The following is a 23,873-nucleotide window of genomic DNA, read 5'->3' as shown; positions in this document are numbered from 1 at the left end:
CTGTCGGCATCGATTCAGTCCAGCCGCCAGTCGTCGTCGCCTTCGATCAGCGTGCCGCCATGGCTGGTGGTATCGCCCAGGCGGGCGACGGCCTTGCCTTCGATCAGCGTGTCAGCCGACCCGGTCTGGATAACCGCCCCGCAACTGATCGAATCCCCCACGCGGGCGATGGGCTTGCCATTGATCCAGGCATCGGTGGCGCCGGTGGTGACGTGGCCTGGGCCGTGGATGGGGCAGCGGTGTTGATGGCCCAGCAGGACGACGGGTTTCATAAGCGGTTTCCTTGGGGTGATGGGGAATTGGCGGCCGCTGCGGTAGTCAGGGTGCCGTTCTCGATTCGTGGTCCATTTCGGCGGGCCAGTTGACCTTTGGGGCCAGCAGCATGGCGATGTTGCACCACAGCACATCGTTGTGGTCCCACGGCGGGCCGGGTGGCGGCAGTGCGTCGGGGCCTTGTTGCATGTAGGTGCAGACATAGGCCCAGGCATGCGCGTCGGCGCCCATGGCGGTCAGGGGGAAGCGATCGATGACCTGGTTGGTACCAGGTTTGACGACGGAGAGTTCGACACCGAACTGGATGATGGCTCCACCCTGGGCGGTGAAGTGGGTTCTTCTCCAGCGTTCGGCTCGGACTTGGGACCAGTCGTAGGCGACGGGCACTACCCGCCATTTTTCGAAGGGGTTCCACCAGCGGTATTTGAAGTTGTAGGCGTAGAGGCGTTGGCGGGCTCGGTTGAAGCGGAGTGGTAAATCCCGAGGAGGGTACACGTCAACTTTCACACAAAAGAGGAGAGACCAGACGCCAACAAGAACTCCGAGAACCAATAGCCCCCACAACTCGAAGCTTGCGGTCTGCTCAATTGACAAAAAATCTGCCAACAGCGTGATCAGGTAGATGCACATCACTGGCGCAAACCAAATTACCAAACCCCTGACAAGCGCCGATGCACGTGGAAGTTCCAAAACGACTTCATCTTGGTAGTTTGGCGTATAAAAACCCAAGGCCGGTGTGACGATTGGCTGCTCGTCAGGACCAGGAAGATCTTCCTGCCAGCCAGGGCATGGAGGATTTAGCTTAGGTTTCTTTGCATTGCTCAAGGCGCGGTCCTCGACTCCCGGTCCATCTCGGCAGGCCACTTGACCTTCGGCGCCAGCAGCATCGCAATGTTGCACCACAGCACATCGTTATGGTCCCAGGGCGGTCCCGGTGGTGGCAGTGCGTCGGGGCCTTGTTGCATGTATGTGCAGACATAGGCCCAGGCATGCGCGTCGGCACCCATGGCGGTCAGGGGAAAGCGGTCGATGACCTGATTGGTGCCGGGTTTGACGATGGACAGTTCGACACCGAACTGGATGATGACTCCACCTTGGGCAGTGAAGCTGGTTCTTCTCCAGCGTTCGGCTCGGACTTGTGACCAGTCGTAAGCGACGGGCACTACCCGCCATTTTTCGAAGGGATTCCACCAGCGGTATTTGAAGTTGTAGGCGTAGAGGCGTTGGCGGGCTCGATTGAAGCGCAGTGGCAGATCTCGGGGCGGTACTGTTTCGACTTTCACACAGAAAAGAAATGACCAAACTCCAACAAACGCTCCAGCGATGAACATGAACCACTCTTCAGTCACTAGCGTTCGCTCAGCTGATAAGTAGTTCCAGCATATTATGAGGGTCAAAATTCCTTGAACTGGTGAGAACCAGATAAGCCATCCTCTGGCAAGTGCTGAAGCACGGGGTAACTCGAGCAAAACCTCGTCCTGATGGTTGGGGGCATCAAGCCCGAGGGACGGAGCGACGGCTGGTAGCTCGTTGGGAGCGGGTAAGTCCTCTCTCCAACCAGGGCATGGAGGATTTAACTTAGGTTTCTTTGCATTGCTCAAGGCGCGGTCCTCGACTCCCGGCCCATCTCGGCAGGCCACTTGACCTTCGGCGCCAGCAGCATGGCGATGTTGCACCACAGCACATCGTTGTGGTCCCACGGCGGACCAGGTGGAGGCAGCGCATCGGGGCCTTGCTGCATGTAGGTGCAGACATAGGCCCAGGCATGCGCGTCGGCACCCATGGCGGTCAGGGGAAAGCGGTCGATGACCTGATTGGTGCCGGGTTTGACGATGGACAGTTCGACACCGAACTGGATGATGACTCCACCTTGGGCAGTGAAGCTGGTTCTTCTCCAGCGTTCGGCTCGGACTTGTGACCAGTCGTAAGCGACGGGCACTACCCGCCATTTTTCGAAGGGATTCCACCAGCGGTATTTGAAGTTGTAGGCGTAGAGGCGTTGGCGGGCTCGATTGAAGCGCAGTGGCAGATCTCGGGGCGGTACTGTTTCGACTTTCACACAGAAAAGAAAAGACCAAACTCCAACAAACGCTCCAGCGATGAACATGAACCACTCTTCAGTCACTAGCGTTCGCTCAGCTGATAAGTAGTTCCAGCATATTATGAGGGTCAAAATTCCTTGAACTGGTGAGAACCAGATAAGCCATCCTCTGGCAAGTGCTGAAGCACGGGGTAACTCGAGCAAAACCTCGTCCTGATGGTTGGGGGCATCAAGCCCGAGGGACGGAGCGACGGCTGGTAGCTCGTTGGGAGCGGGTAAGTCCTCTCTCCAACCAGGGCATGGAGGATTTAACTTAGGTTTCTTTGCATTGCTCAAGGCGCGGTCCTCGACTCCCGGCCCATCTCGGCAGGCCACTTGACCTTCGGCGCCAGCAGCATGGCGATGTTGCACCACAGCACATCGTTGTGGTCCCACGGCGGACCAGGTGGAGGCAGCGCATCGGGGCCTTGCTGCATGTAGGTGCAGACATAGGCCCAGGCATGCGCGTCGGCGCCCATGGCAGTCAGGGGAAAGCGGTCGATGACCTGGTTGGTGCCGGGTTTGACGATGGACAGTTCGACACCGAACTGGATGATGGCCCCACCCTGGGCCGTGAAGTGGGTTCTTCTCCAGCGTTCGGCCCGGACCTGTGACCAGTGGTAGGCCACTGGCATCACCCTCCACTTCTCAAAAGGGTTCCACCAGCGGTATTTGAAGTTGTACGCGTAGAGGCGTTGGCGGGCTCGGTTGAAGCGCAGTGGCAGGTCTCGAGGCAGGGCCGTTTCGACCTTCACGCAAAACACGATTGACCAAACTCCAAGGGCCATCGATGAGATAAATATTCCCCACTCTTCGATAGTCACCACACGCCAGTCCGACAAGAAAAACCAAGAAAAAACGACTAAGTAAGTACTCATGAAGGGTGCAAACCAGATCAACCAGCCTCTGGCACGAGCCAATGCACGCGGTAGTTCCAGAAGAATTTCATCCTGGTAGTTGGGCGTATCAAAGCCCAGAGCCGGTACTACGATTGGGCGCTCGTCAGTATCAGGAAGATCTTCCTGCCAGCCGGGACAAGGCGGTATGAGTTTGGGTCCTTTCATTCTGCTCAAGGCGCGGTCCTCGACTCCCGATCCATCTCGGCAGGCCACTTGACCTTCGGCGCCAGCAGCATGGCGATGTTGCACCACAGCACATCGTTGTGGTCCCACGGCGGGCCGGGTGGCGGCAGTGCGTCGGGGCCTTGTTGCATGTAGGTGCAGACATAGGCCCAGGCATGCGCGTCGGCGCCCATGGGGGTCAGGGGGAAGCGATCGATGACCTGGTTGGTACCAGGTTTGACGATGGAGAGTTCGACACCGAACTGGATGATCGCCCCACCCTGGGCCGTGAAGTGGGTTCTTCTCCAGCGTTCGGCCCGGACCTGTGACCAGTGGTAGGCCACTGGCATCACCCTCCACTTCTCAAAAGGGTTCCACCAGCGGTATTTGAAGTTGTACGCGTAGAGGCGTTGGCGGGCTCGGTTGAAACGCAGTGGTAAGTCCCGGGGAGGAGTTACATCAACTTTCACACAAAACACGAGTAACCAGATTGTAATTACCACACCCGTGATCAGCATGATCCATTCTTCAAGTAACAATACACGCCAGTCTAAAACGATGAACCACAACAATCCGATTAGGAGGATGCTCATGACAGGCGCGAACCAGATCACCACTCCTCTAACAAGCACCGAAGCACGAGGTAGTTCCAGTAGAACTTCATCCTGATGATTGGGAGTATCAAAGCCTAGGTCCGGGGTTACGACTGGTAATTCGTAGGGGCCGGGCAGATCTTCCCTCCAACCGGGACAAGGCGGTATGAGTTTCGGTCCTTTCATTCTACTCAAGGCGCGGTCCTCGACTCTCGATCCATCTCGGCAGGCCACTTCACCTTCGGCGCCAGCAGCATCGCAATGTTGCACCACAGCACATCGTTGTGGTCCCACGGCGTGCCAGGTGGAGGCAGTGCATCAGGGCCTTGTTGCATATAGGTACAGACATAGGCCCAGGCATGTGCGTCGGCACCCATGGCGGTCAGGGGAAAGCGGTCAATTACCTGGTTGGTACCGGGTTTGACGATGGAAAGTTCGACACCGAACTGGATTATGGCCCCGCCTTGGGCGGTGAAGCTGGTTCTTCTCCAGCGTTCGGCCCGGACTTTTGACCAGTCGTAGGCGACGGGTACCACCCGCCATTTTTCGAAGGGGTTCCACCAGCGGTATTTGAAGTTGTAGGCGTAGAGGCGTTGGCGGGCGCGATTAAAGCGGAGAGGTAGGTCTCGAGGAGGGGCCGTTTCTACTTTCACAGAAAAGAAAATTGACCACACCGCAACTAATAAACTAAAGCCAAACATGATCCATAGCTCAAAGCTAAAAGGCTGTTCGATTGTTATCGCAAGCCACAAAAGAACGACAAAAAAAACAGTCATTACTGGCGCAAACCAAATCACCAGACCTCTGACAAGCGCCGAGGCACGTGGAAGCTCCAAAAGAACTTCATCTTGATAGTTAGGCGTATCAAAACCTAAGGCCGGGGTGACGACTGGCTGCTCGTCAGGACCAGGAAGGTCTTCCTTCCAACCGGGACAAGGCGGTATGAGTTTCGGTCCTTTCATTCTGCTCAAGGCGCGGTCCTCGACTCCCGATCCATCTCGGCAGGCCACTTCACCTTCGGCGCCAGCAGCATCGCAATGTTGCACCACAGCACATCGTTATGGTCCCAAGGCGGCCCGGGTGGTGGCAGTGCATCGGGGCCTTGTTGCATGTAGGTGCAGACATAGGCCCAGGCATGCGCGTCGGCGCCCATTGCGGTCAGGGGAAAGCGGTCGATGACCTGGTTGGTGCCGGGTTTGACGATGGACAGTTCGACACCGAACTGGATGATCACCCCACCCTGGGCCGTGAAGCTGGTTCTTCTCCAGCGTTCGGCCCGGACTTGTGACCAGTCGTAAGCAACGGGTATTACCCGCCACTTTTCGAAGGGATTCCACCAGCGGTATTTGAAGTTGTAAGCGTAGAGGCGTTGGCGGGCTCGGTTGAAGCGGAGCGGCAAGTCTCGGGGCGGGGCCACATCGAACTTCCAGAAGATAGGGATTAACCAAACGCCTAAAATAATGCAGAAGATGCAAGTTACCCACGCCTCAACGCTCAGCGTCTGTCTAGCTGAAAACACAAGAAACAGTATGAATGCCAGCAAAATACTCATTGCCGGCACAAACAAGATCACCACTCCCCTGATAAGGACCGAAGCACGAGGCAACTCCAAAAAAACACTGTCCTGATGGTTGGGCGTACCAAGTCCGAGGGACGGAGCTACGACTGGTAATTCGTCGGGGAGGGGTAAGTCCTCTCTCCAGCCAGGGCATGGAGGATTTAACTTAGGTTTCTTTGCATTGCTCAAGGCGCGGTCCTCGACTCCCGGTCCATCTCGGCAGGCCACTTCACCTTCGGCGCCAGCAGCATCGCAATGTTGCACCACAGCACATCGTTATGGTCCCAAGGCGGCCCGGGTGGCGGCAGTGCATCGGGGCCTTGTTGCATGTAGGTGCAGACATAGGCCCAGGCATGCGCGTCGGCGCCCATGGCGGTCAGGGGAAAGCGGTCGATGACCTGGTTGGTGCCAGGTTTGACGATGGACAGTTCGACACCGAACTGGATGATGGCCCCACCTTGGGCAGTGAAGCTGGTTCTTCTCCAGCGTTCGGCCCGGACTTGTGACCAGTCGTAGGCGACGGGTACCACCCGCCATTTTTCGAAGGGGTTCCACCAGCGGTATTTGAAGTTGTAGGCGTAGAGGCGTTGGCGGGCTCGGTTGAAGCGCAGTGGCAAGTCTCGAGGAGGGGCTACATCAAACTTCCAGAAAAACAGAACTGACCACACTCCGAAGGGGACAGAGAAAACAAGCATCATCCACTCTTCAAGACTGAGTTCACGCCAGCCTGACAAGAAAAGTAACCACATAGCCAGTAGAAGGATGCTCATGATCGGTACGAACCAGATCACCACTCCCCTAACAAGTGCCGAAGCACGTGGAACCTCCAGAAAAGTATCGTCTTGATGATTAGGTGTATCTAGCCCAAGTGCCGGAGCTACAGCCGGCAATTCATCGGGGGCCGGCAGGTCCTCCTGCCAGCCTGGGCACGGAGGAGCAAGTTTAGGTCTTTTCATACCAACCCCGTCTTGCTTGGCCCTTGAATTTGTCCTCTCGGACGAAGAGCTGGGCAAAGCCCGACTTATCACTCTTGTCAGGCCAGTAGGACACTTGAAGCTCAAAAGCATTAATTTCAAGAAAGCCGAAGAAACTGATGGAGCCACGAATCTCGAGTGCTTGGGCATCGTGAGTAATGACAGGGGCTGTTGTTTCGGGGCGATATCCGGGATTTCTCCAAGTTACGGGAGGTGGTAATGGGCCATTTGTTCCTCCGCTACGACCACTCGCGATGGTTTCCCCCAAAGCCTGGTTAGGCCGGTAGACCTGCAAAGCCCATTCGTAACTCGACACATCAGCCTTATACCCAGGCAGGACGAGCCTGTAGTCCAGGAAGAGCCCGACAGGAACTGCATCACCGATGGGAAGCCCACCTGCCTGCTCGGCTTTCACGATCATTCCTACATCCGCAGTCAAGCCCAACAGTGCCGCATTCAATTCACCGATTGCTGCATCCATCTCTTCATGAGTTGTCCAGCGGCGGTGTTCTGTAGCTAGACCCCAGAGGGAGTGTCGAGCCCACAGTTCGAGAGGTTGTGATTCCCGCCTTTTTGCCCAAATTGCCAGTCCGAGTGCGGCAATACCTAGCAGTACGGATAGCCCAAGCGGCATCAGCGCTATTGCAGCAGGAGCGAGCGAACCGACAAACCCAAATCCCGCTGAGCCTGCCGCAATGAGCGTCGCGAATGCATAAATATTTCTGGAAGTCACATCACCCGCTCTATGGGTACGCCCCGCCGCAAACGCATACTGCAACCCCTCCAACGCACTCGCCAACGCCACCAGCGCCCCACCGTACTGCACAATCCGGGCACCTACCCCTGCCGTTTGCTCGATCGTTACGCCCAGACCAGGCCGTACCATCTGAATCGCCCCTCCGACCACCTCGACGCTTGCCCCCATCACGCCAATCGATGCCGACATGACCGCCGCCACGGCTTCGGGATGTTTGTCGCCCACGGTATCGAGCAGGCTTTGATAACTCCGGCGCAGGGTGTCCTGCTGGAACCACAGACTGATCAGCCCTAGCCCCATGGCGCTGGCGCCGGGTGTGCCAGCGACTGCGGCGTTGCGCAAGCTATGCATCGATTCCCGAGCCAACTGGGTGGCGCCCTCGGCATTGAGGGTCACCTTGCGCGCAAGGTTTTCCATGGCCCCTTGGACTGCTTCGGCGCCAATAGTGGCAGTGCGCAAGGCATCGCCAATGCCGTCGCTGACCCCGGTGCTGAGCTTGTCCAGCCGGGTCTTCAGGGCGTCGGCTTTTTCCATGGTCCAGAACGTGACTTCGACCAGCTTTCCAGGCGTGCCCGGCACGGCCGCCGACAGGGTGTTGCTCAGCAGCATGGCGCGCACCTTGCGCTGGGCCGGCTTGCGGAACTGTTGGTCGAGCCGGGTCATGTAGCGGTCGGTGCTCTGCTGAAGTACCTCGTTGAGCAGGGAGAGGTACTCACCCACCTTGAGAGGCACGGTGACCCGCGTGACCTCGATACCGAAGTAGCGCAACAGGGCCTCGCGGTGCAGGTGGCCGACCATTTTCCGCGCTTTGTCCGACAGATGGGCGCCGAGACGACTGCTGGCCGTCGCCATCGCGGACAGCAGTTGGCCGATGGCGTCCTGCACGGGCCCCGTCATGAGGTCCTTGGCCTGCTGGGTGGTGATGAAGGTCTTGATGGCGTGGTAGACCCGGGTCCGCTCATCACCGGCGAGGGCATCATGGAACTCCTCGAACAGCATCCTGTTCTTCCCGGTCAGGGCCTGGTAAAGCAGGCTTTCTGGGTTTTCCAGCTGGGCCTTCCACAGGCGCAGGGTCGGGCCCAGTTTGCCGTCCACGATGTGGTCGGTCGGGCCACCGGACAGGGACATCCCCATCATCCGGGCGAACAGCGCAACCGAGCGCTCGTCGGTGACGCTGTAGTCATTCAGGGCCGCGCGCTGATAGGCCGCGTCGTAATAGTGGCGCTCATAGTGTTCGGCAACGTCGTTGATGACCTGTTGCCAGCCGGCGAGGGTGTGCTGGAAGTCCGCCTCGAAGTCTGCACGGGCCTGCTCGTCGTAGCGTTCTTCCAGCCGCTCCCTGGCCTTCGCTTGCCTGATCGGGGCCAGGCGCGCGGTTACCGCCTCGACATCGAGCATGGGCAGGTTCGGATTGAGCACCGGATTGGTGTTCTGCTCGCTCCGCCACTTGTTTGCGTCCTCCGCGTGCTTCTTCGTCCTGGCCCTCTCGACTTCCATCTGATGCCCACGAATCGCGAGCAAGGCCTGGGAGGTGAAGTACTTGAAGCTGCGCTGCGGTTCGGCACACCATTGCAGCATATCCTCGTGGCGAATCAGCCGCTGGGCCGTGAGCTCCTGGACCACGCCGATGGGGTCAGGCAGCACCAAGGCCAGTACGCCGTTGGGCAGTTCCTGCTCCTGGATCACGTTGCGCAGATGCCCCTTCATGGCGCGCAGGCGGTGCTGGCGACCATAGAAGCCATGCACGCTGCGGAAATCGCCGGGGATGTTTTGTGCGTACTCGAGCACCTGCTGAAGCTGCGGGTCGCTTTCGGTCATGGCGATGCCGACGCTGGCAGGGTCGTTGCGAGCGGCCTTGAGGTCGAGCCGGTGGAAGCGTTCGTCGAGGTTCACGCCGCCGACCACGCCGCCACGCTGGTAGCTCTCCAGCACCGCCTCGGGCCAGGGATCGTTGGCGATGGCCAGCCAGGCGGTGGAGTACTTGCGGGTGTCGATATTGATGAAGGCGGCGGGAATATCGTGATCTTCGCGAATGCAGGCCTCGCACAGCGGGCGGGGTTCCTCGCGCGGCATCTGGTACGGGCGGAACTGGCTCAGCGCCCCTTCGGGCGAGATCTCGTAGGCCTGCCATTCGCGCCGGTCGAGCAGTACATAGAGGTAGCCCTGGCGCAGGGTGCGCGGTTGATCGAGGCGCAGGTTGACGGCCTTGACCTCGGGGGTCTTGGGCAATGGCCGCAACTGGGTCTCCCAGGGCTCCGGGGCATAGGCGGCGCGCAGGGGCAGGATGGGCAGGCCGCTGCGCTGGCAGGTGGGGCAGACGTCGCTGAGAACCGGGCACCCTTCGTCGGTGGCAATGTCGGAGAAGACACTGAAGCTGATGGTCATGAATAGTCCTTCGCGCGGGGCAGGTCGGTGAAAGTGCGCTTCCACAGGGCTTCGTCGTAGTGGCTGGCGAAATGGCTTTGCAGGTCCAGGGCACCTGATCTGGCCTTGGTGACGAGCGCCTGGATTTCCGGGTGCCGCCACAGCAGCGGGTGGATGAATACCTGGTGCAGGCACAGCGCAATGATGTCGCGGTGATTACGAAGGCCGAGCCCGTAAGCAGCGCGAATCAGGCGCAGGGCATGCTGGGCTGCCTGGGGTGGGAGGATGGTTTTGCCGGTCCAGCGCCATGGGGCGAAGCCGACAGGGCGCTGCTGGAGGTGTTGCCAAATGCCGAGGAAATTATTGATCAGCGGCACCCAGTACTGGGCTTGCCGGGCCGACGCCGGCATGACCACCTCGACCGGGTTGTCGGTGCCGCGTACCACGGTGTGAGGGCCCCAACTGAGCGGTAACAACCAGTAGCGGATGGGGCACAGCAGCCAGCCTATCTCGCTCGCCGCCGTCGAGCACAACAGCTCCAGCCTCAGTGGCTCGAACCAGGGCGAAGGACGTCCGCTCTCGGTCGCTGTGGTGTGGCAGTCGGTCGCGATCTGCTCGGCGATGACCTCAAGTGGTTGCGGGCTGAGCAGCCAGCCGCAGACATAACGCTTGTGATAGCCAAGGTCTTTCGATGAGCACTCGGCGCTACATTCGAGAGAGTGCAGCGCCGGCGATTCACCGGGTTTGGCCAGTTGAACCAGCGCTGGACAGACCTCGGGCGTGTGGGCGAGGTCCGGGCGCAGTACGCGGGTGACTGCAGCCTCGCCGAGCGACTGGGTCAGGGACTGCACGCTGAGCGGGTGCTCCGGGGCACACTCGGCCAGGCCGTCCAGCAGCAGATAAAGGTAGTCATCCGGCTTGCGGTATTTTTCGAGAAAGTAGGTAACAGACTCGCTGCTCATTTGATTTTCCTTTCGCAGGTGTCTTGCTCGCCTTCCAGCACGGTGCTGACCTGCGACAGGCTGTTGCCGCTGCCCCCTGGCGGCTTGTTCATGGGGCCCTTGAGCGTGAGCTCGATGCCATCCAGGGTGATGCCCGAAGCATCGATGCGCAGCGTGCCGCCAGGTCCCTTGAGCGTGAGCGTGTCGGCCGCATGGATTTCGAGCACCCGGGTGCGATGCACGATGCGTTGGCCCGCTTGCAGGCTGACCTCGCCTTGCACCTGCTGTTGCAGGTGCCCGCCGATCTCGATGTAGTGATCGGCGGTCGTCCTGTCATAACGGTGATTGCCAACCGTTTCGGTACGGTCACCCGCGGTGCTGATGCTGTGATTGCGATCGATCACCAGTTCATCGTCTTCGCCGATGCGGTGTCGGCGGTTACGCCCGATGAGCAGGGTTTCGTCATTGCCCACGGTGTCCTTGCGGTCGTGGCCGACGGTGAGGGTCTCGTCGTTCTCCACCTGCTCGCTGCGGTCATGCCCCACGAAGGTGGTTTCGTCATGCTTGACGACGTTGTTCTGGTCCTTCTGCGCGTGAATGAACACCTCTTCCAGCCCCGCCTCGTCCTCGAAGCGCAGCTCGTTGAAGCCATTGCCCTTGTGGCTCTGGCTCTTGATGGTCATGCGGGTCTTGTGCCGGGGCAGTTCGTAGGGCGGGCGCTGCAGGGCGGTGTAGACCCTGCCGGTGATCACCGGCTGGTCGGGATCGCCGTCGAAGTTGGACACGATCACTTCCTGGCCGATGCGCGGGATCGCCATGTGTCCCCACAGCGCACCGGCGATGTTCTGCGACACGCGGATCCAGCAGGAGCTGTGCTCGTCTTCCTTGCCTTCCCGGTCCCAGGGGAACTGCACTTTCACCCGGCCGTATTCGTCGCAGTAGATTTCCTCGCCTGGCGGGCCTACCACCCGGGCTGGCTGCGGACCGTCGATGCGGGGTTTGGGCAGGGCTTCGGGGCGCCACTCGGTGTCGTCGGGCACCAGGGTGGCGATGCAGTTGTAGTGGGTGCCCTGGCGGGCATCGGCGCTGTCTTCGGCAAGGCTGGTGTACTGCTTGCCGTGGTGCTCCAGGTGAATCGGGCGCCAGCCGCGGTTGAGGTCTTCGCGGGGATGGCCGACGAGGTCGAAACAGATGCCCGGCACCAGCCGCGCATCGTCACCTTCGGCGATGACCTGGCAGGCATCGCCCCGCAGCCCGCGCAGGCGGTCGCGGGTGAAGGCCTCGCCGGTTTCGCCCTTGTAGCGGCCGGGGTAGTCGTAGCGCTCGTAGCCGCGCTCCTGGTGGTCGAGGTCGCTGGCCTCGCGGCGGGTCTGCTGGTTGTACTTGGGGTTCTTGAAGCTATAGTCGCGCTGCACCTGGCGGGCCGTGCGCACGTTCTCGGTGTAGATGAACCGGTGCAGGGCCGGGCCCGGGCGGTCGCCGCCGGGCTTGGCGTTGTATTCCACCGGCGGATCGGGCTGCTTGCCGAAGATCCACAGGCGGTCGCAGTGGATCAGGCGGTGGCCCTCGGCGCTGTGCCGGAAGCCGTAGAAGAAGCCCTCTTCCCTCATGATCCGCTCCAGAAACAAGTAGTCGCTACAGCCTGCCTGGAGGCAAAATTCCCGGGTTTCATGGGGGTTGGTAACGCGCTGCTCGTAGTCGAGGGTCAAGGCGTGTTTCCTCAGCATCGCGGTGGCGATGTCGGGCACGTTGAGGGTCTGGAAGATGCGCCAGTCGGAGGTGAGTTTCAGGCGCGCCAGACGCGGCTCGATCACGGCGTGGTAGCGGGTGCGGCGAAAGCCGGTGTCGCCTTGCTGGAACGAGCTGACCGAACCGTGCACGTAGCGCACCGGCTGCTCGCCTTGCCAGAGGGTGAACAGCGCCGGGCGGTCGAGGATTTCGGCGAAGTCGACGGCAGGGTTGGTGCAGCTCAGGTCGATGTCGAGACGGAAGGTTTCGGACAGGCCTTCGGTCAGGCGGAATTCGACGACGTCGAAAACGTCGTTGCTACCTGCGGTAAAGGTAAAGCGCAGATCGGATTGAGCAGCCATGCCGTGAGGATCTCCATGGAAAGCATTTCCTGGAGATCCTGCAGGTCAGTCAGCGGTGTAGATATAGGAAAATTCCTAACTAATGCCGTGAAACGGCTGAGCGTGCGAGCGGCTCGCTCGGCCGGGTCAGTCAGAGAGTGCCGTCGCCGGCTCGAACGCATTTGGCCGCCGTGACAGCAACACCAGGCCGATCGCGCCAATCGCCATGAACCACAGCAAGGCGTGCCCGCTGACCCACTGGCTACCCGCCCCCGCCGCCAGCGGCCCGATCAGGCAACCGATGCCCCAGAGCTGCGCCACATGGGCATTCGCCCGCACCAGCGCATCGTCACGGAAGCGCTCGCCGATCAGAATCAGCGACAGGGTAAACAGCCCACCGGCACTGGCGCCGAACAACACCCACAGCGGCCAGATCAGCGGCGTTTGCAGCAACAGCGGAATCGCCAGGCTGGACAGCGCCAGGGTCACCGCGCAACCGCTGAACAGCGTGCGCCGCGACATGCGGTCGGCCAGCGCGCCGATGGGCAGTTGCAGCACGGCATCACCCACCACCACCGTGCTGACCATGAACAACGCCACTTCGGCAGTGAAACCCTGTTGCAGGCAATACACCGGCAACAGGGTCAGGATCATTGCCTCGAATGCGGCGAACAGCGCAATGGCCCAGGCGATCACCGGCAGGTTGCGGCAGAAACCGAACAGGTCGCGGAATGTCACGGCACCCGCTTCGGCGCTGGGCGCGCCGCCACGCCCGAACAGCAACAGCGGCGACACCAGCAGCAGGCCGACGCCAATCCAGAAGCCGAGATCGTCCTCGGAACCCACCACGCCCAGCAGCAACGGCCCGGCCAACTGGCTCAGGGCATAACTGCTGCCATACAGCGCCACCAGGCGGCCGCGCCATTCTTCCACGACCAACTGATTGATCCAGCTTTCCCCAAGGATGAAGACGATGGTCAGCACCACCCCGATCAGCAGCCGCAGCACCAGCCACACCGGATAGCTGGGCAGCAGCGCCAGCGCCCCGATCGACAGCGCCCCGGCCCACAGGCACAGGCGCATCAGCCCCGGCGTGCCGAAGTACGATGCCAGCCGGCTGGACAGGCTGGCTCCGAGCAGCACACCCACCGCCGGCATCGCCGCCATCACGCCGATGGCGAAGCTGCCGTAGCCCCAGCTTTCCAGGCGCAAGGACACCAGCGGCATGCTGACGCCCAGTGCCAGGCCGACACTGAGCACCGCAGCCAGCACGGCGAAGTAGGTCCCCCAACGCATCTCACACTCCTTAGGAATCGTCGGACATCAAAGACGACAAAGCCGGGCCTGCTTTACGGCAAGGCCCGGCTGCATGACCGGATCGGACAGACGCGGCCTTATGGCCGCGCCCGAATGACTACAGCTTGATCCAGGTCGCTTTCAGCTCGGTGTACTTGTCCAGCGCGTGCAGCGACTTGTCGCGGCCGTTGCCCGATTGCTTGAAGCCACCGAACGGCGCGGTCATGTCGCCGCCGTCGTACTGGTTGACCCAGACGCTGCCGGCGCGCAGCGCCTTGGCGGTCTGGTGGGCCTTGGTGATGTTCGAGGTCCACACGCCCGCGGCCAGGCCATAAGGGGTGTCGTTGGCGATGGCGATGGCTTCTTCGACGGTGTCGAAGGTGATCACCGACAGCACCGGGCCGAAGATCTCTTCCTTGGCGATACGCATGGCGTTGTTCACGCCGTCGAAGATGGTCGGTTCGACATAGGTGCCACCGGTTTCTTCGAGGATGCGTTTGCCGCCGACCAGCAGTTTGGCGCCGTCGGTGTGGGCCGATTCGATGTAGCTCAGCACGGTGTTCATCTGCTGGGTGTCCACCAGGGCGCCGACGGTGGTCGCCGGATCCAGCGGGTTACCCGGTTTCCAGGCTTTCAGGGCTTCGAGCACCAGCGGCAGGAACTGGTCCTTGATCGAGCGCTCCACCAGCAGGCGCGAACCGGCGGTGCAGACTTCGCCCTGGTTGAAGGCGATGGCACTGGCGGCAGCTTCGGCGGCGGCTTTCAGGTCAGGCGCATCGGCGAAGACGATGTTCGGGCTCTTGCCGCCGGCTTCCAGCCAGACGCGCTTCATGTTCGACTCGCCGGCGTAGACCATCAGTTGCTTGGCGATCTTGGTCGAGCCGGTGAACACCAGGGTGTCTACGTCCATGTGCAGGGCCAGGGCCTTGCCCACGGTGTGGCCGTAGCCTGGCAGCACGTTGAGTACGCCAGCCGGGATACCGGCCTCCACCGCCAGTTGGGCGATGCGGATGGCGGTCAGCGGGGATTTTTCCGACGGTTTGAGGATCACCGAGTTGCCGGTCGCCAGGGCCGGGCCGAGTTTCCAGCAGGCCATCAGCAGCGGGAAGTTCCACGGCACGATGGCCGCGACCACACCCACCGGCTCGCGGGTCACCAGGCCGAGCTGGTCGTGCGGGGTGGCGGCCACTTCGTCGTAGACCTTGTCGATGGCCTCGCCATTCCAGGCCAGCGCGTTGGCGGCGCCTGGAATGTCGATGGTCGACGAGTCGCCGATCGGCTTGCCCATGTCCAGGGTTTCCAGCAGCGCCAGCTCTTCCACGTTCTGCTTGAGCAGGTTGGCGAAGCGAATCAGCGTGGCCTTGCGCTTGGCCGGCGCCAGGCGCGACCAGACACCGGAATTGAAGGTGGCGCGGGCGTTTTCCACGGCGCGCTGGGCATCGGCTTCATCGCAACTGGCGATGTGCGCCAGGAAGCGGCCGTCGACCGGGCTGGAACATTCGAATGTTTCGTTGGAGACGGCGGCGGTGTACTCGCCATTGATGAAGGCACGGCCTTCGATCTTCAGTTGCTGGGCACGCTGCTCCCAGTCCGCACGGGTCAGGGTGGTCATCGCAAACTCCTCCTGTTGTAGAAAAGCAGCGTCGCAGGTGAGGTCGGCGACGCTGTCAGAAAATTCTGCCGGAGCGGTCATCGCTCTACAGCATTCGACACCCTAAACTACTGGGACCCGGATTATCAATATATTTGACACTAAGCCGATAAATGCTTAGTCATGTTCATTTTATTTAACAATCAGGTAGGCCGCTTCATGAATATCCAGCAGATCGTCGACTTTTCCAACGCCCTGACCGAAGCCGAACGCTACCGCCCCGCAGCCGAGAAGGTGCTCAAGGGCGATCCCGAGCAGGCGGTCTGGAACCACTATTCCAGTCCGTGCAGCCAATTTGCCGCTGGGGTCTGGGAAGGCGCCGTGGGCCAGTGGACCGTCAACTACACCGAGCACGAGTACTGCGAGATCGTTCAGGGCGTTTCGGTGCTGCGCGACGAACAGGGCCAGGCCAAGACCCTGCGCGCCGGCGATCGCTTCGTGATTCCGGCAGGCTTCAAGGGCACCTGGGAAGTGCTCGAACCCTGCCGCAAGATTTACGTGATGTTCGAACAAAAATAGATATGTACCGCTGAAGGCACATGCGCGGGCCAGAACATGGCGACGTCCATCCGGACACTCAATCCTGCAAGGAAGACACGCCATGAACAACGAACAAGTCATCGCAGCCCTCGCCGACCTGGTTGGCACCACCTACAGCGAAGCGGTCAAAGCCTGCATCGCCGAACGCACCGGGCGCACCCGTGTCGTCGGTCCTGCCGAGGTCGCGACCAAGGAGTTCGACGAAAAACGCATCAACGTGATCGCCGGCGGCAACGGCGTGATCGAAGGCTTCGACTTCGGCTGATCCCCTGAAGCAATGAAAAACGCCCGGCGCAGTGCGCCGGGCGTTTTTTTGCTGGCCGCAGGCCATAAAAAAGGCCCGTATCCAATGGATACGGGCCTTTTCTGAAAACCAGACCAATTACTTGATCTTGGCTTCCTTGTACGTCACGTGCTTACGGACGACCGGATCGTATTTCTTGATCTCGATCTTGTCCGGAGTAGTGCGTTTGTTCTTGTCGGTGGTGTAGAAGTGGCCAGTACCAGCGCTCGACACCAGACGGATCAATTCACGCATGACTTTCTCCCTTAAACCTTGATGCCGTTACGGCGAATGTCGACCAGAACGGCGTCGATGCCGCGCTTGTCGATGATACGCATGCCCTTGGCGGAAACGCGCAGACGCACGAAACGCTTCTCGGACTCGACCCAGAAGCGATGATGCTGCAGGTTCGGCAGGAAACGACGACGGGTTTTGTTGTTTGCGTGGGAAATGTTGTTCCCGGTTACTGGACCCTTACCAGTAACTTGACAGACTCTCGACATGCCTCAGCCCTCTAAAACCACATGCCCAACCCGGCATGGGTTGGCCGCTTAATCTCTCAGTCTTTGGCGCCAGGCGCCGTGTTTCTTCGGGGTCTTACCGGCTACACCCGAGGATGCTACACACCGGGCCCCTAGAAAAGAGCGCTGCTTTATACCAGAAAGACCAGAGCACAACAACACAAGATGTGTTTGTGCCTGGGGCGCGGCACGCCCACGCTACGCGGTAAACGGCCCGCACGGCAGATGACCGCTCGTCGCGCGATTGCTGAAAAATGAGTTGGCGATTTGTAATCCAGCGCACTAGGGTAGGACTTTTCCACACTGCACAGGCAGATGGGCCATCGTTCAGCCTGAGGAACCCTTATGCGTCCCGCCGTTCTACCCCTGTTGTTCGCCGCCCTGCTCGGCCCCGCCATCGCCCAGGCCGCTCCCCTGAGCGTCTGTACCGAGGCCAGCCCCGAGGGCTTCGACGTCGTGCAGTACAACTCGCTGACCACGACCAACGCCTCCGCCGACGTGCTGATGAACCGCCTGGTGGAGTTCGACGCGACCCATGGCAAGGTGGTGCCGAGTCTCGCCGAAAGCTGGACGGTCTCCCCTGACGGTCTGGTATATGAATTCAAGCTGCGCCCGGAGGTGAAATTCCACACCACCGCCTACTTCAAGCCCAGCCGTACGCTGAACGCCGACGATGTGCTGTTCAGCTTCCAGCGCATGCTCTACCCGGCACACTCCTGGCACAAGATCGCCCAGAGTGGCTTCCCCCATGCCCAGTCCCTGCAATTGCCCGAGCTGATCAAGCAGATCGAGGCGCCAGACCCGCTGAGCGTGCGCTTTACCCTGAGCCACCCGGACGCCACCTTCCTCGCCACCCTGAGCATGGGCTTTGCCTCGATCTATCCGGCCGAATACGCCGACCAACTGCTCAAGGCCGGCACTCCGGAGAAGCTCAACAGCCAGCCCATCGGCACCGGCCCGTTCATCTTCACCCGCTTCCAGAAAGACGCCAGCATCCGCTACAAGGCCAACCCGGACTACTTCGGTGGCAAGCCTGCGGTGGATCCGCTGATCTTCGCCATCACCCCGGACGCCAACGTGCGCCTGCAGAAACTGCGGCGCAACGAGTGCCAGATCGCCTTGTCGCCCAAGCCGCTGGACATCGCGGCGGCCAGTGAAGACCCATCGCTGAAGGTGGAGAAAACCGAAGCCTTCATGACCGCCTTCCTTGCCATCAACAGCCAGCACCCACCGCTGGACAAGCCGGAAGTGCGCCAGGCGATCAACCTCGCCTTCGACAAGGACAGCTACCTCAAGGCCGTGTTCGAAGGCACCGCCGTCGCCGCCAGCGGGCCGCTTCCGCCCAATACCTGGAGCTACGACAAGAACTTGCCGGGCTACCCGACCGATGTCGCCAAGGCCCAGGAACTGCTGAAGAAAGCCGGCCTGCCGGAGGGTTTCAGCACCACGATCTGGACGCGCCCATCCGGCAGCCTGCTCAACCCCAACCCGAGCCTGGGCGCGCAGTTGCTGCAAGCGGACCTGGCGAAAGTCGGGATCAAGGCGGAAATCCGCGTGATCGAATGGGGCGAGCTGATCCGCCGCGCCAAGGCCGGCGAGCACGACCTGCTGTTCATGGGCTGGGCGGGCGACAACGGCGACCCGGACAACTTCCTGAGCCCGCAATTCTCCTGCGCGGCTGTCACGTCCGGGACCAACTTCGCCCGCTATTGCGACCAGCGCCTGGATCAACTGATCAGCGCCGGCAAGACCACCGCCGACCAGAGCGTACGCAGCCGCCTGTACCAGCAGGCGCAAGCCCTGATCCAGCAGCAGGTCCTGTGGCTGCCGCTGGCGCACCCCACTGCGGCGGTGCTGACCCGCAGTGGCGTGGAAGGCTATCAGGTGAGTCCGTTCGGGCGTCAGAACTTCGCGACGGTCAACGTGAGTCGCTGACGAAGCAGCCGTGCTCGCGCATCGACAGCGGTTCTCCGTCGCCGATGATGAAGTGGTCGAGCACGCGCACGTCGATCATCTCGAGCGCGTCCCGTAGCCGGTGGGTCAGGCGGATGTCCGCCTGGCTCGGCTCGGGATTGCCGGACGGATGGTTGTGGCAGAGGATCAGCGCGGCAGCGTTGTGCGCCAGCGCCCGCTTGACCACTTGCCGGGGATAGACGGCGGCGCTGTCGATGGAGCCGTGAAACAGCGCTTCGAAACCCAGCGAACGGTGCCGGGTGTCGAGAAACAGACACCCGAACACTTCATGCTTCTCATGTCGCAGTTGCGCCTGCAGATAGGCCCGGACCGCCGTGGGGCTTTCCAGGGCAGAGCCGCGATTGAGGTCTTCGCCCAGATGACGCCGGGCCATTTCCATGACGGCCTGCAGCAACGCGTACTTGGCCGGCCCCAACCCCAGCTCCTTGTTGAAGCTGTTCTGATCGGTTTCCAGCAGCCCGCGCAGCCCTCCGAACCGCGTCAACAGATGCCGGGCCAGATCCACCGCGCTGCGCCCCGGCACCCCGGTACGCAGGAAAATCGCCAGCAGTTCCGCGTCGGAAAGCACCGCCGCGCCCTGTTTCAACAACTTCTCCCGTGGCCGTTCGGCCTCGGGCCATTCCCTGATGCTCATGACAATTCCCTCTGTCTGTCCGTTACTGCTCTCGGCGCTCTTGCAGGGAGCAGCCCTGTGATATCTTAGCGACCACTTTTTGCGCAGCGATTCGGCCAGGGGAGGCGTCGGCGCTGTGCACAACTTTCCATCAGAAAAAAGGCAGGCCTATGCAGCGGCTGTATCGGAAACGCATCGTTCTCGGCGTCGGCGGCGGCATCGCAGCCTACAAGAGCGCCGAGCTGGTTCGCCGGCTTCTGGAACACGGCGCCCAGGTGCGCGTCGTCATGACCCGTGGCGGTGCAGAATTCATCACCCCACTGACCATGCAAGCCCTGTCCGGGCACCCCGTGCACATGGACCTATTGGATCCCGCTGCCGAAGCGGCGATGGGCCATATCGAACTGGCCAAGTGGGCTGACCTGGTGCTGATCGCACCCGCCACCGCCGACCTCATCGCCCGCCTCGCCCAGGGCGTGGCCGACGACCTGCTGACCACCCTGGTGCTGGCCACCGATGCCACGGTCGCCGTCGCCCCGGCCATGAACCAGGCCATGTGGCGCGACCCGGCCACCCAGAACAATCTGGAAACCCTGCAAAAACGCTCGATCCAGGTCTTCGGCCCGGCGTCGGGCAGCCAGGCCTGCGGCGACGTCGGCCTGGGCCGCATGCTCGAAGCGACCGACCTGGCCTGGTGTGCTGCAGAATGCTTCAAGCGCGAGTCGCTGACCGGCAAGCATGTGTTGATCACCGCCGGCCCGACCCAGGAAAACATCGACCCGGTGCGCTACATCACCAACCACAGCTCCGGGAAAATGGGCTTCGCCCTGGCCGAAGCCGCGGTGGAAGCCGGCGCCCGCGTGACCCTGGTCACCGGCCCGGTGCACCTGCCAACGCCCGACCGCGTCACCCGGATCGACGTGGTCAGCGCCCGCGACATGCTCGCGGCCTGCGAGGCGGCGATTCCCTGCGACCTGTTCATCGCCTCGGCGGCCGTCGCCGACTACCGCCCTGAGGTCGTTGCCCCGCAAAAACTCAAGAAAGACCCTACGACCGGTGATGGCCTGCTGCTGCAGATGGTGCGCAACCCCGACATCCTGGCCACCATCGCCACCCGTCCCGACCGTCCGTTCAGCGTCGGCTTCGCCGCCGAGACCGAACACCTGCTCGACTACGCTGCGCGCAAGCTCAAGGACAAGAACCTCGACCTGATCGTCGCCAATGACGTGGCCAACCCCAGCATTGGCTTCAACAGCGAGGAAAACGCCTGCAGCGTGATCGACCGTCAGCTCCACGAAACCCTGTTCGCGCAGACCAGCAAGGGCAAGATCGCCCGCCAGCTGATCGCTTTCATCGCCGAACGCCTCAACCAGGTTTGATTCAATGCACGCTCTCCAAGCCAAGATTCTCGATCCACGCATCGGCGCCGAATTCCCGCTGCCGCACTACGCCACCCCGGGCTCGGCCGGCCTCGACCTGCGCGCCATGCTCAAGCAAGACACCGTCCTGGAGCCGGGCCAGACCCTGCTGATCCCCACCGGCCTGTCGATCTACATCGGTGATCCGGGCCTGGCGGCCATGATCCTGCCGCGCTCCGGCCTGGGCCACAAACACGGCATCGTGCTGGGCAACCTGGTCGGCCTGATCGACTCGGACTACCAGGGCGAGCTGATGGTGTCCTGCTGGAACCGCGGCCAGACCGCCTTCACCATTGCCGTTGGCGAGCGCATCGCGCAACTGGTCCTGGTGCCGGTGGTACAGGCGCATTTCGACATCGTCGAAACCTTTGACGAGACCCAGCGTGGCGCGGGCGGCTTCGGTCATTCCGGCAGCCATTGATCCCTTGATCGCCCCCGACGTCCTGTCGGGGGCGAACTCTCCGGCAGAATGGCCGTCCAAGCGTTCCATACGCCCGAAAGCCATCGAGACTGGAGTTCCGTGATGAACGATATGGCCCAACTGATCCCCGCACTGCCTGACAGCATCTTCCGTGCCTACGACATCCGTGGGGTGGTGGGAGAGACTCTGCACGCCGAAACGGCTTACTGGATCGGCCGCGCCATCGGTGCCCAGAGCCTGGCCCAGGGCGAGCCGAACGTCTCGGTTGGCCGCGACGGTCGCCTGTCCGGACCGATGCTGGTGGAGCAACTGATCAAGGGCCTGGCCGATGCCGGTTGCCAGGTCAGCGACGTCGGCCTGGTGCCGACCCCGGCGCTGTATTTCGCCGCCAACGTGCTGGCCGGCAAGTCCGGCGTCATGCTCACCGGCAGCCACAACCCGTCGAACTACAACGGTTTCAAGATCGTCATCGCCGGCGACACCCTGGCCAACGAGCAGATCCAGGCACTGCTGACCCGCATCAAGACCCAGGACCTGCCACGCGGTGCCGGCACGGTCGAGAAAGTCGACATCCTGCCGCGCTATCACCAGCAGATCGTCGGTGACATCACGCTCGCCCGGCGCCTGAAGGTGGTGGTGGACTGCGGCAACGGTGCCGCCGGGGTCAACGCCCCGCAACTGCTCGCCGCGCTGAATTGCGAGGTCATCCCGCTGTTCTGCGAGGTGGACGGCAACTTCCCCAACCACCACCCGGACCCAGGCAAACCGGAAAACCTGGTGGACCTGATTGCCAAGGTCAAGGAAACCGGTGCCGATATCGGCCTGGCCTTCGACGGTGACGGCGACCGCGTCGGCGTGGTGACCAACACTGGCAGCATCGTCTACCCCGACCGCCTGCTGATGCTCTTCGCCCAGGACGTGCTGGCCCGCAATCCGGGCGCCGAGATCATCTTCGACGTCAAGTGCACTCGCCGCCTGATCCCGCTGATCGCCCAGTACGGCGGCCAGTCGCGGATGTGGAAGACCGGCCATTCGCTGATCAAGAAGAAGATGAAGGAAACCGGCGCGCTGCTGGCCGGCGAGATGAGCGGGCACATCTTCATCAAGGAGCGCTGGTTCGGCTTCGACGATGGCATCTACAGCGCCGCACGCCTGCTGGAGATCCTCAGCAAGGCAGACGTCGATGCCGAAACCCTGTTCGCCGCGTTCCCGAATGATATTTCCACGCCGGAAATCAACATTGATGTGACCGACGAGAGTAAATTCAGCATCATTGATGCACTGCAACGCGACGCCGACTGGGGCGAAGCCGATCTGACCACCATCGACGGTGTGCGGGTCGATTATCCCCACGGCTGGGGCCTGGTCCGCGCCTCCAACACCACGCCGGTGCTGGTCCTGCGCTTCGAGGCCGACAATGACGCCGAACTGCAGCGAATCAAGGCTATATTCCACGCGCAACTCAAGCGCGTAGCCCCTGACCTGCAACTACCGTTCTGACCGAACCACTTGTTCCAACTGGAGCCCTGCATGACCCTCGATCGCGATGCCGCCACCCATGTCGCCAAGGTACTGTCCGAAGCGCTGCCTTACATCCGACGCTTTGTCGGCAAGACCCTGGTGATCAAGTACGGCGGCAACGCGATGGAAAGCGAGGAGCTCAAGACCGGCTTCGCCCGCGACGTGGTGCTGATGAAAGCGGTCGGCATCAACCCGGTGGTCGTGCACGGCGGCGGTCCGCAGATCGGTGACCTGCTCAAGCGCCTGTCCATCGAAAGCCACTTCATCGATGGCATGCGCGTTACCGACGCCGCCACCATGGACGTGGTTGAAATGGTCCTCGGGGGCCAGGTGAACAAGGACATCGTCAACCTGATCAACCGCCATGGCGGCAGCGCCATCGGCCTGACCGGTAAGGATGCCGAGCTGATCCGCGCGAAAAAGCTCACCGTCACCCGTCAGACCCCGGAAATGACTACCCCGGAGATCATCGACATCGGCCACGTGGGCGAAGTCGTGGGCGTCAACACCGACCTGCTGAACATGCTGGTCAAGGGCGACTTCATTCCGGTCATCGCACCGATCGGTGTCGGCGCCAACGGTGAGTCCTACAACATCAACGCCGACCTGGTCGCCGGCAAGGTCGCCGAAGCGCTGAAGGCCGAGAAGCTGATGCTGCTGACCAACATCGCCGGCCTGATGGACAAGCAAGGCACCGTACTGACCGGCCTGAGCACCGAGCAGGTCGACGGCCTGATCGCCGACGGCACCATCTACGGCGGCATGCTGCCGAAGATCCGCTGCGCACTGGAAGCCGTCCAGGGTGGCGTGCACAGCTCGCACATCATCGACGGTCGTGTACCGAACGCGGTACTGCTGGAGATCTTCACCGACACCGGCGTCGGCACCCTGATCACCAACCGCAAGCCACGTCAGTAATGACACCGCGGGGTTCGCCCCGCGCCTGAATGCTGCAAGCGCCAAGC

The 23,873-nt window shown here is 61.6% G+C and carries 23 protein-coding genes and 1 pseudogene; 7 read left to right on the top strand and 17 right to left on the bottom strand.

From position 1 onward, the window contains the following. Positions 1-14: 14 nt before the first annotated feature. The 14 genes from AC05QJ_RS01670 to AC05QJ_RS01605 all read right to left on the bottom strand — a co-directional run bounded on the left by AC05QJ_RS01670 (position 15) and on the right by AC05QJ_RS01605 (position 15,578). Positions 15-272, bottom strand: a complete 258-nt coding sequence (locus tag AC05QJ_RS01670) for a PAAR domain-containing protein (protein WP_476745272.1) — start codon at positions 270-272, stop codon at positions 15-17. A 46-nt stretch (positions 273-318) separates the two neighbouring features. Then, entirely contained in the window at positions 319-1,098 is a 780-nt protein-coding gene (locus AC05QJ_RS01665) for a DUF6708 domain-containing protein (RefSeq protein WP_476745271.1), read from the bottom strand. Beyond that, entirely contained in the window at positions 1,095-1,604 is a 510-nt protein-coding gene (locus tag AC05QJ_RS01660) for a DUF6708 domain-containing protein (RefSeq protein WP_476745270.1), read from the bottom strand. Before AC05QJ_RS01660 ends, AC05QJ_RS01665 begins: the two co-directional genes overlap by 4 nt. Positions 1,605-1,870: 266 nt before the next feature. Next, a complete protein-coding gene (locus tag AC05QJ_RS01655; protein WP_476745269.1) occupies positions 1,871-2,380 on the bottom strand; it encodes a DUF6708 domain-containing protein in 510 nt (169 codons plus the stop codon). A 266-nt stretch (positions 2,381-2,646) separates the two neighbouring features. Further along, a complete protein-coding gene (locus AC05QJ_RS01650) occupies positions 2,647-3,141 on the bottom strand; it encodes a DUF6708 domain-containing protein (RefSeq protein WP_476747849.1) in 495 nt (164 codons plus the stop codon). Between the two features lie 281 nt (positions 3,142-3,422). Beyond that, positions 3,423-3,932, bottom strand: a complete 510-nt coding sequence (locus AC05QJ_RS01645) for a DUF6708 domain-containing protein (RefSeq protein WP_476747848.1) — start codon at positions 3,930-3,932, stop codon at positions 3,423-3,425. Positions 3,933-4,198: 266 nt separating this feature from the next. After that, entirely contained in the window at positions 4,199-4,969 is a 771-nt protein-coding gene (locus AC05QJ_RS01640) for a DUF6708 domain-containing protein (RefSeq protein WP_476747847.1), read from the bottom strand. A gap of 5 nt (positions 4,970-4,974) precedes the next feature. Next, positions 4,975-5,424 carry a DUF6708 domain-containing protein gene (locus AC05QJ_RS01635; protein ID WP_476745268.1) on the bottom strand — a complete coding sequence of 150 codons (450 nt, stop codon included), beginning with the start codon at positions 5,422-5,424 and terminating at the stop codon, positions 4,975-4,977. Between the two features lie 326 nt (positions 5,425-5,750). Then, positions 5,751-6,335 (bottom strand): DUF6708 domain-containing protein, encoded by a 585-nt coding sequence (locus AC05QJ_RS01630; protein ID WP_476745267.1) that lies wholly within the window; start codon positions 6,333-6,335, stop codon positions 5,751-5,753. Positions 6,336-6,507: 172 nt separating this feature from the next. Beyond that, complete coding sequence (locus AC05QJ_RS01625) at positions 6,508-9,681, bottom strand: T6SS effector BTH_I2691 family protein (RefSeq protein WP_476745266.1); 3,174 nt, start codon at positions 9,679-9,681, stop codon at positions 6,508-6,510. Continuing rightward, positions 9,678-10,622, bottom strand: coding sequence for a hypothetical protein (locus AC05QJ_RS01620; protein WP_476745265.1), 945 nt, complete (start codon positions 10,620-10,622; stop codon positions 9,678-9,680). Before AC05QJ_RS01620 ends, AC05QJ_RS01625 begins: the two co-directional genes overlap by 4 nt. Further along, positions 10,619-12,691 carry a type VI secretion system Vgr family protein gene (locus tag AC05QJ_RS01615; protein ID WP_476745264.1) on the bottom strand — a complete coding sequence of 691 codons (2,073 nt, stop codon included), beginning with the start codon at positions 12,689-12,691 and terminating at the stop codon, positions 10,619-10,621. The genes AC05QJ_RS01620 and AC05QJ_RS01615 overlap by 4 nt, the downstream gene beginning before the upstream one ends. Before the next feature lie 126 nt (positions 12,692-12,817). Continuing rightward, entirely contained in the window at positions 12,818-13,966 is a 1,149-nt protein-coding gene (locus AC05QJ_RS01610) for an MFS transporter (protein ID WP_476745263.1), read from the bottom strand. A 118-nt stretch (positions 13,967-14,084) separates the two neighbouring features. After that, positions 14,085-15,578: an aldehyde dehydrogenase gene (locus tag AC05QJ_RS01605; RefSeq protein WP_476745262.1), complete on the bottom strand. Its 1,494-nt coding sequence runs from the start codon at positions 15,576-15,578 to the stop codon at positions 14,085-14,087. 198 nt (positions 15,579-15,776) lie between these two features. On the opposite strand from AC05QJ_RS01605, the gene AC05QJ_RS01600 reads away from it, so the two are divergent. Next, positions 15,777-16,136 (top strand): cupin domain-containing protein, encoded by a 360-nt coding sequence (locus AC05QJ_RS01600; RefSeq protein WP_476745261.1) that lies wholly within the window; start codon positions 15,777-15,779, stop codon positions 16,134-16,136. Between the two features lie 82 nt (positions 16,137-16,218). Continuing rightward, positions 16,219-16,422 (top strand): I78 family peptidase inhibitor, encoded by a 204-nt coding sequence (locus AC05QJ_RS01595; RefSeq protein WP_476745260.1) that lies wholly within the window; start codon positions 16,219-16,221, stop codon positions 16,420-16,422. 117 nt (positions 16,423-16,539) lie between these two features. Here the strand turns inward: AC05QJ_RS01595 and rpmG are convergent, their stop codons facing one another. Together rpmG and rpmB are read right to left on the bottom strand one after the other, a co-directional pair. Continuing rightward, positions 16,540-16,695, bottom strand: coding sequence for a 50S ribosomal protein L33 (gene rpmG, locus AC05QJ_RS01590; RefSeq protein WP_021702025.1), 156 nt, complete (start codon positions 16,693-16,695; stop codon positions 16,540-16,542). A gap of 11 nt (positions 16,696-16,706) precedes the next feature. Next, a complete protein-coding gene (gene rpmB / locus AC05QJ_RS01585) occupies positions 16,707-16,943 on the bottom strand; it encodes a 50S ribosomal protein L28 (protein ID WP_037058999.1) in 237 nt (78 codons plus the stop codon). 363 nt (positions 16,944-17,306) lie between these two features. On the opposite strand from rpmB, the gene AC05QJ_RS01580 reads away from it, so the two are divergent. Further along, positions 17,307-18,896, top strand: coding sequence for an ABC transporter substrate-binding protein (locus AC05QJ_RS01580; RefSeq protein ID WP_476745259.1), 1,590 nt, complete (start codon positions 17,307-17,309; stop codon positions 18,894-18,896). Here AC05QJ_RS01580 and radC read toward each other — a convergent pair. Next, the gene (gene radC, locus AC05QJ_RS01575) at positions 18,880-19,569 is read right to left on the bottom strand and encodes a RadC family protein (protein WP_476745258.1); all 690 of its coding nucleotides are present in this window, start codon (positions 19,567-19,569) and stop codon (positions 18,880-18,882) included. The two genes, AC05QJ_RS01580 and radC, sit on opposite strands and share 17 nt — an antisense overlap. A 149-nt stretch (positions 19,570-19,718) precedes the next feature. Between radC and coaBC the strand changes: the two genes are divergently transcribed. From coaBC to argB, 4 genes and pseudogenes are all read left to right on the top strand, one after another. Next, positions 19,719-20,927 (top strand): bifunctional phosphopantothenoylcysteine decarboxylase/phosphopantothenate--cysteine ligase CoaBC, encoded by a 1,209-nt coding sequence (gene coaBC / locus AC05QJ_RS01570; RefSeq protein ID WP_476745257.1) that lies wholly within the window; start codon positions 19,719-19,721, stop codon positions 20,925-20,927. Positions 20,928-20,931: 4 nt separating this feature from the next. Continuing rightward, the gene (gene dut / locus AC05QJ_RS01565; RefSeq protein ID WP_476745256.1) at positions 20,932-21,387 is read left to right on the top strand and encodes a dUTP diphosphatase; all 456 of its coding nucleotides are present in this window, start codon (positions 20,932-20,934) and stop codon (positions 21,385-21,387) included. 126 nt (positions 21,388-21,513) lie between these two features. Continuing rightward, a pseudogene (locus tag AC05QJ_RS01560) lies at positions 21,514-22,887 on the top strand (phosphomannomutase/phosphoglucomutase); the annotation flags it as partial. 30 nt (positions 22,888-22,917) lie between these two features. After that, positions 22,918-23,826, top strand: coding sequence for an acetylglutamate kinase (gene argB, locus AC05QJ_RS01555; RefSeq protein ID WP_476745255.1), 909 nt, complete (start codon positions 22,918-22,920; stop codon positions 23,824-23,826). The last annotated feature ends 47 nt before the right edge of the window (positions 23,827-23,873 follow it).

The sequence above is a fragment of the Pseudomonas sp. TUM25319 genome (assembly GCF_056388475.1).
Note: the sequence above shows the minus strand (reverse complement) of the source record. Positions and strands in the feature narration are given on the sequence as shown.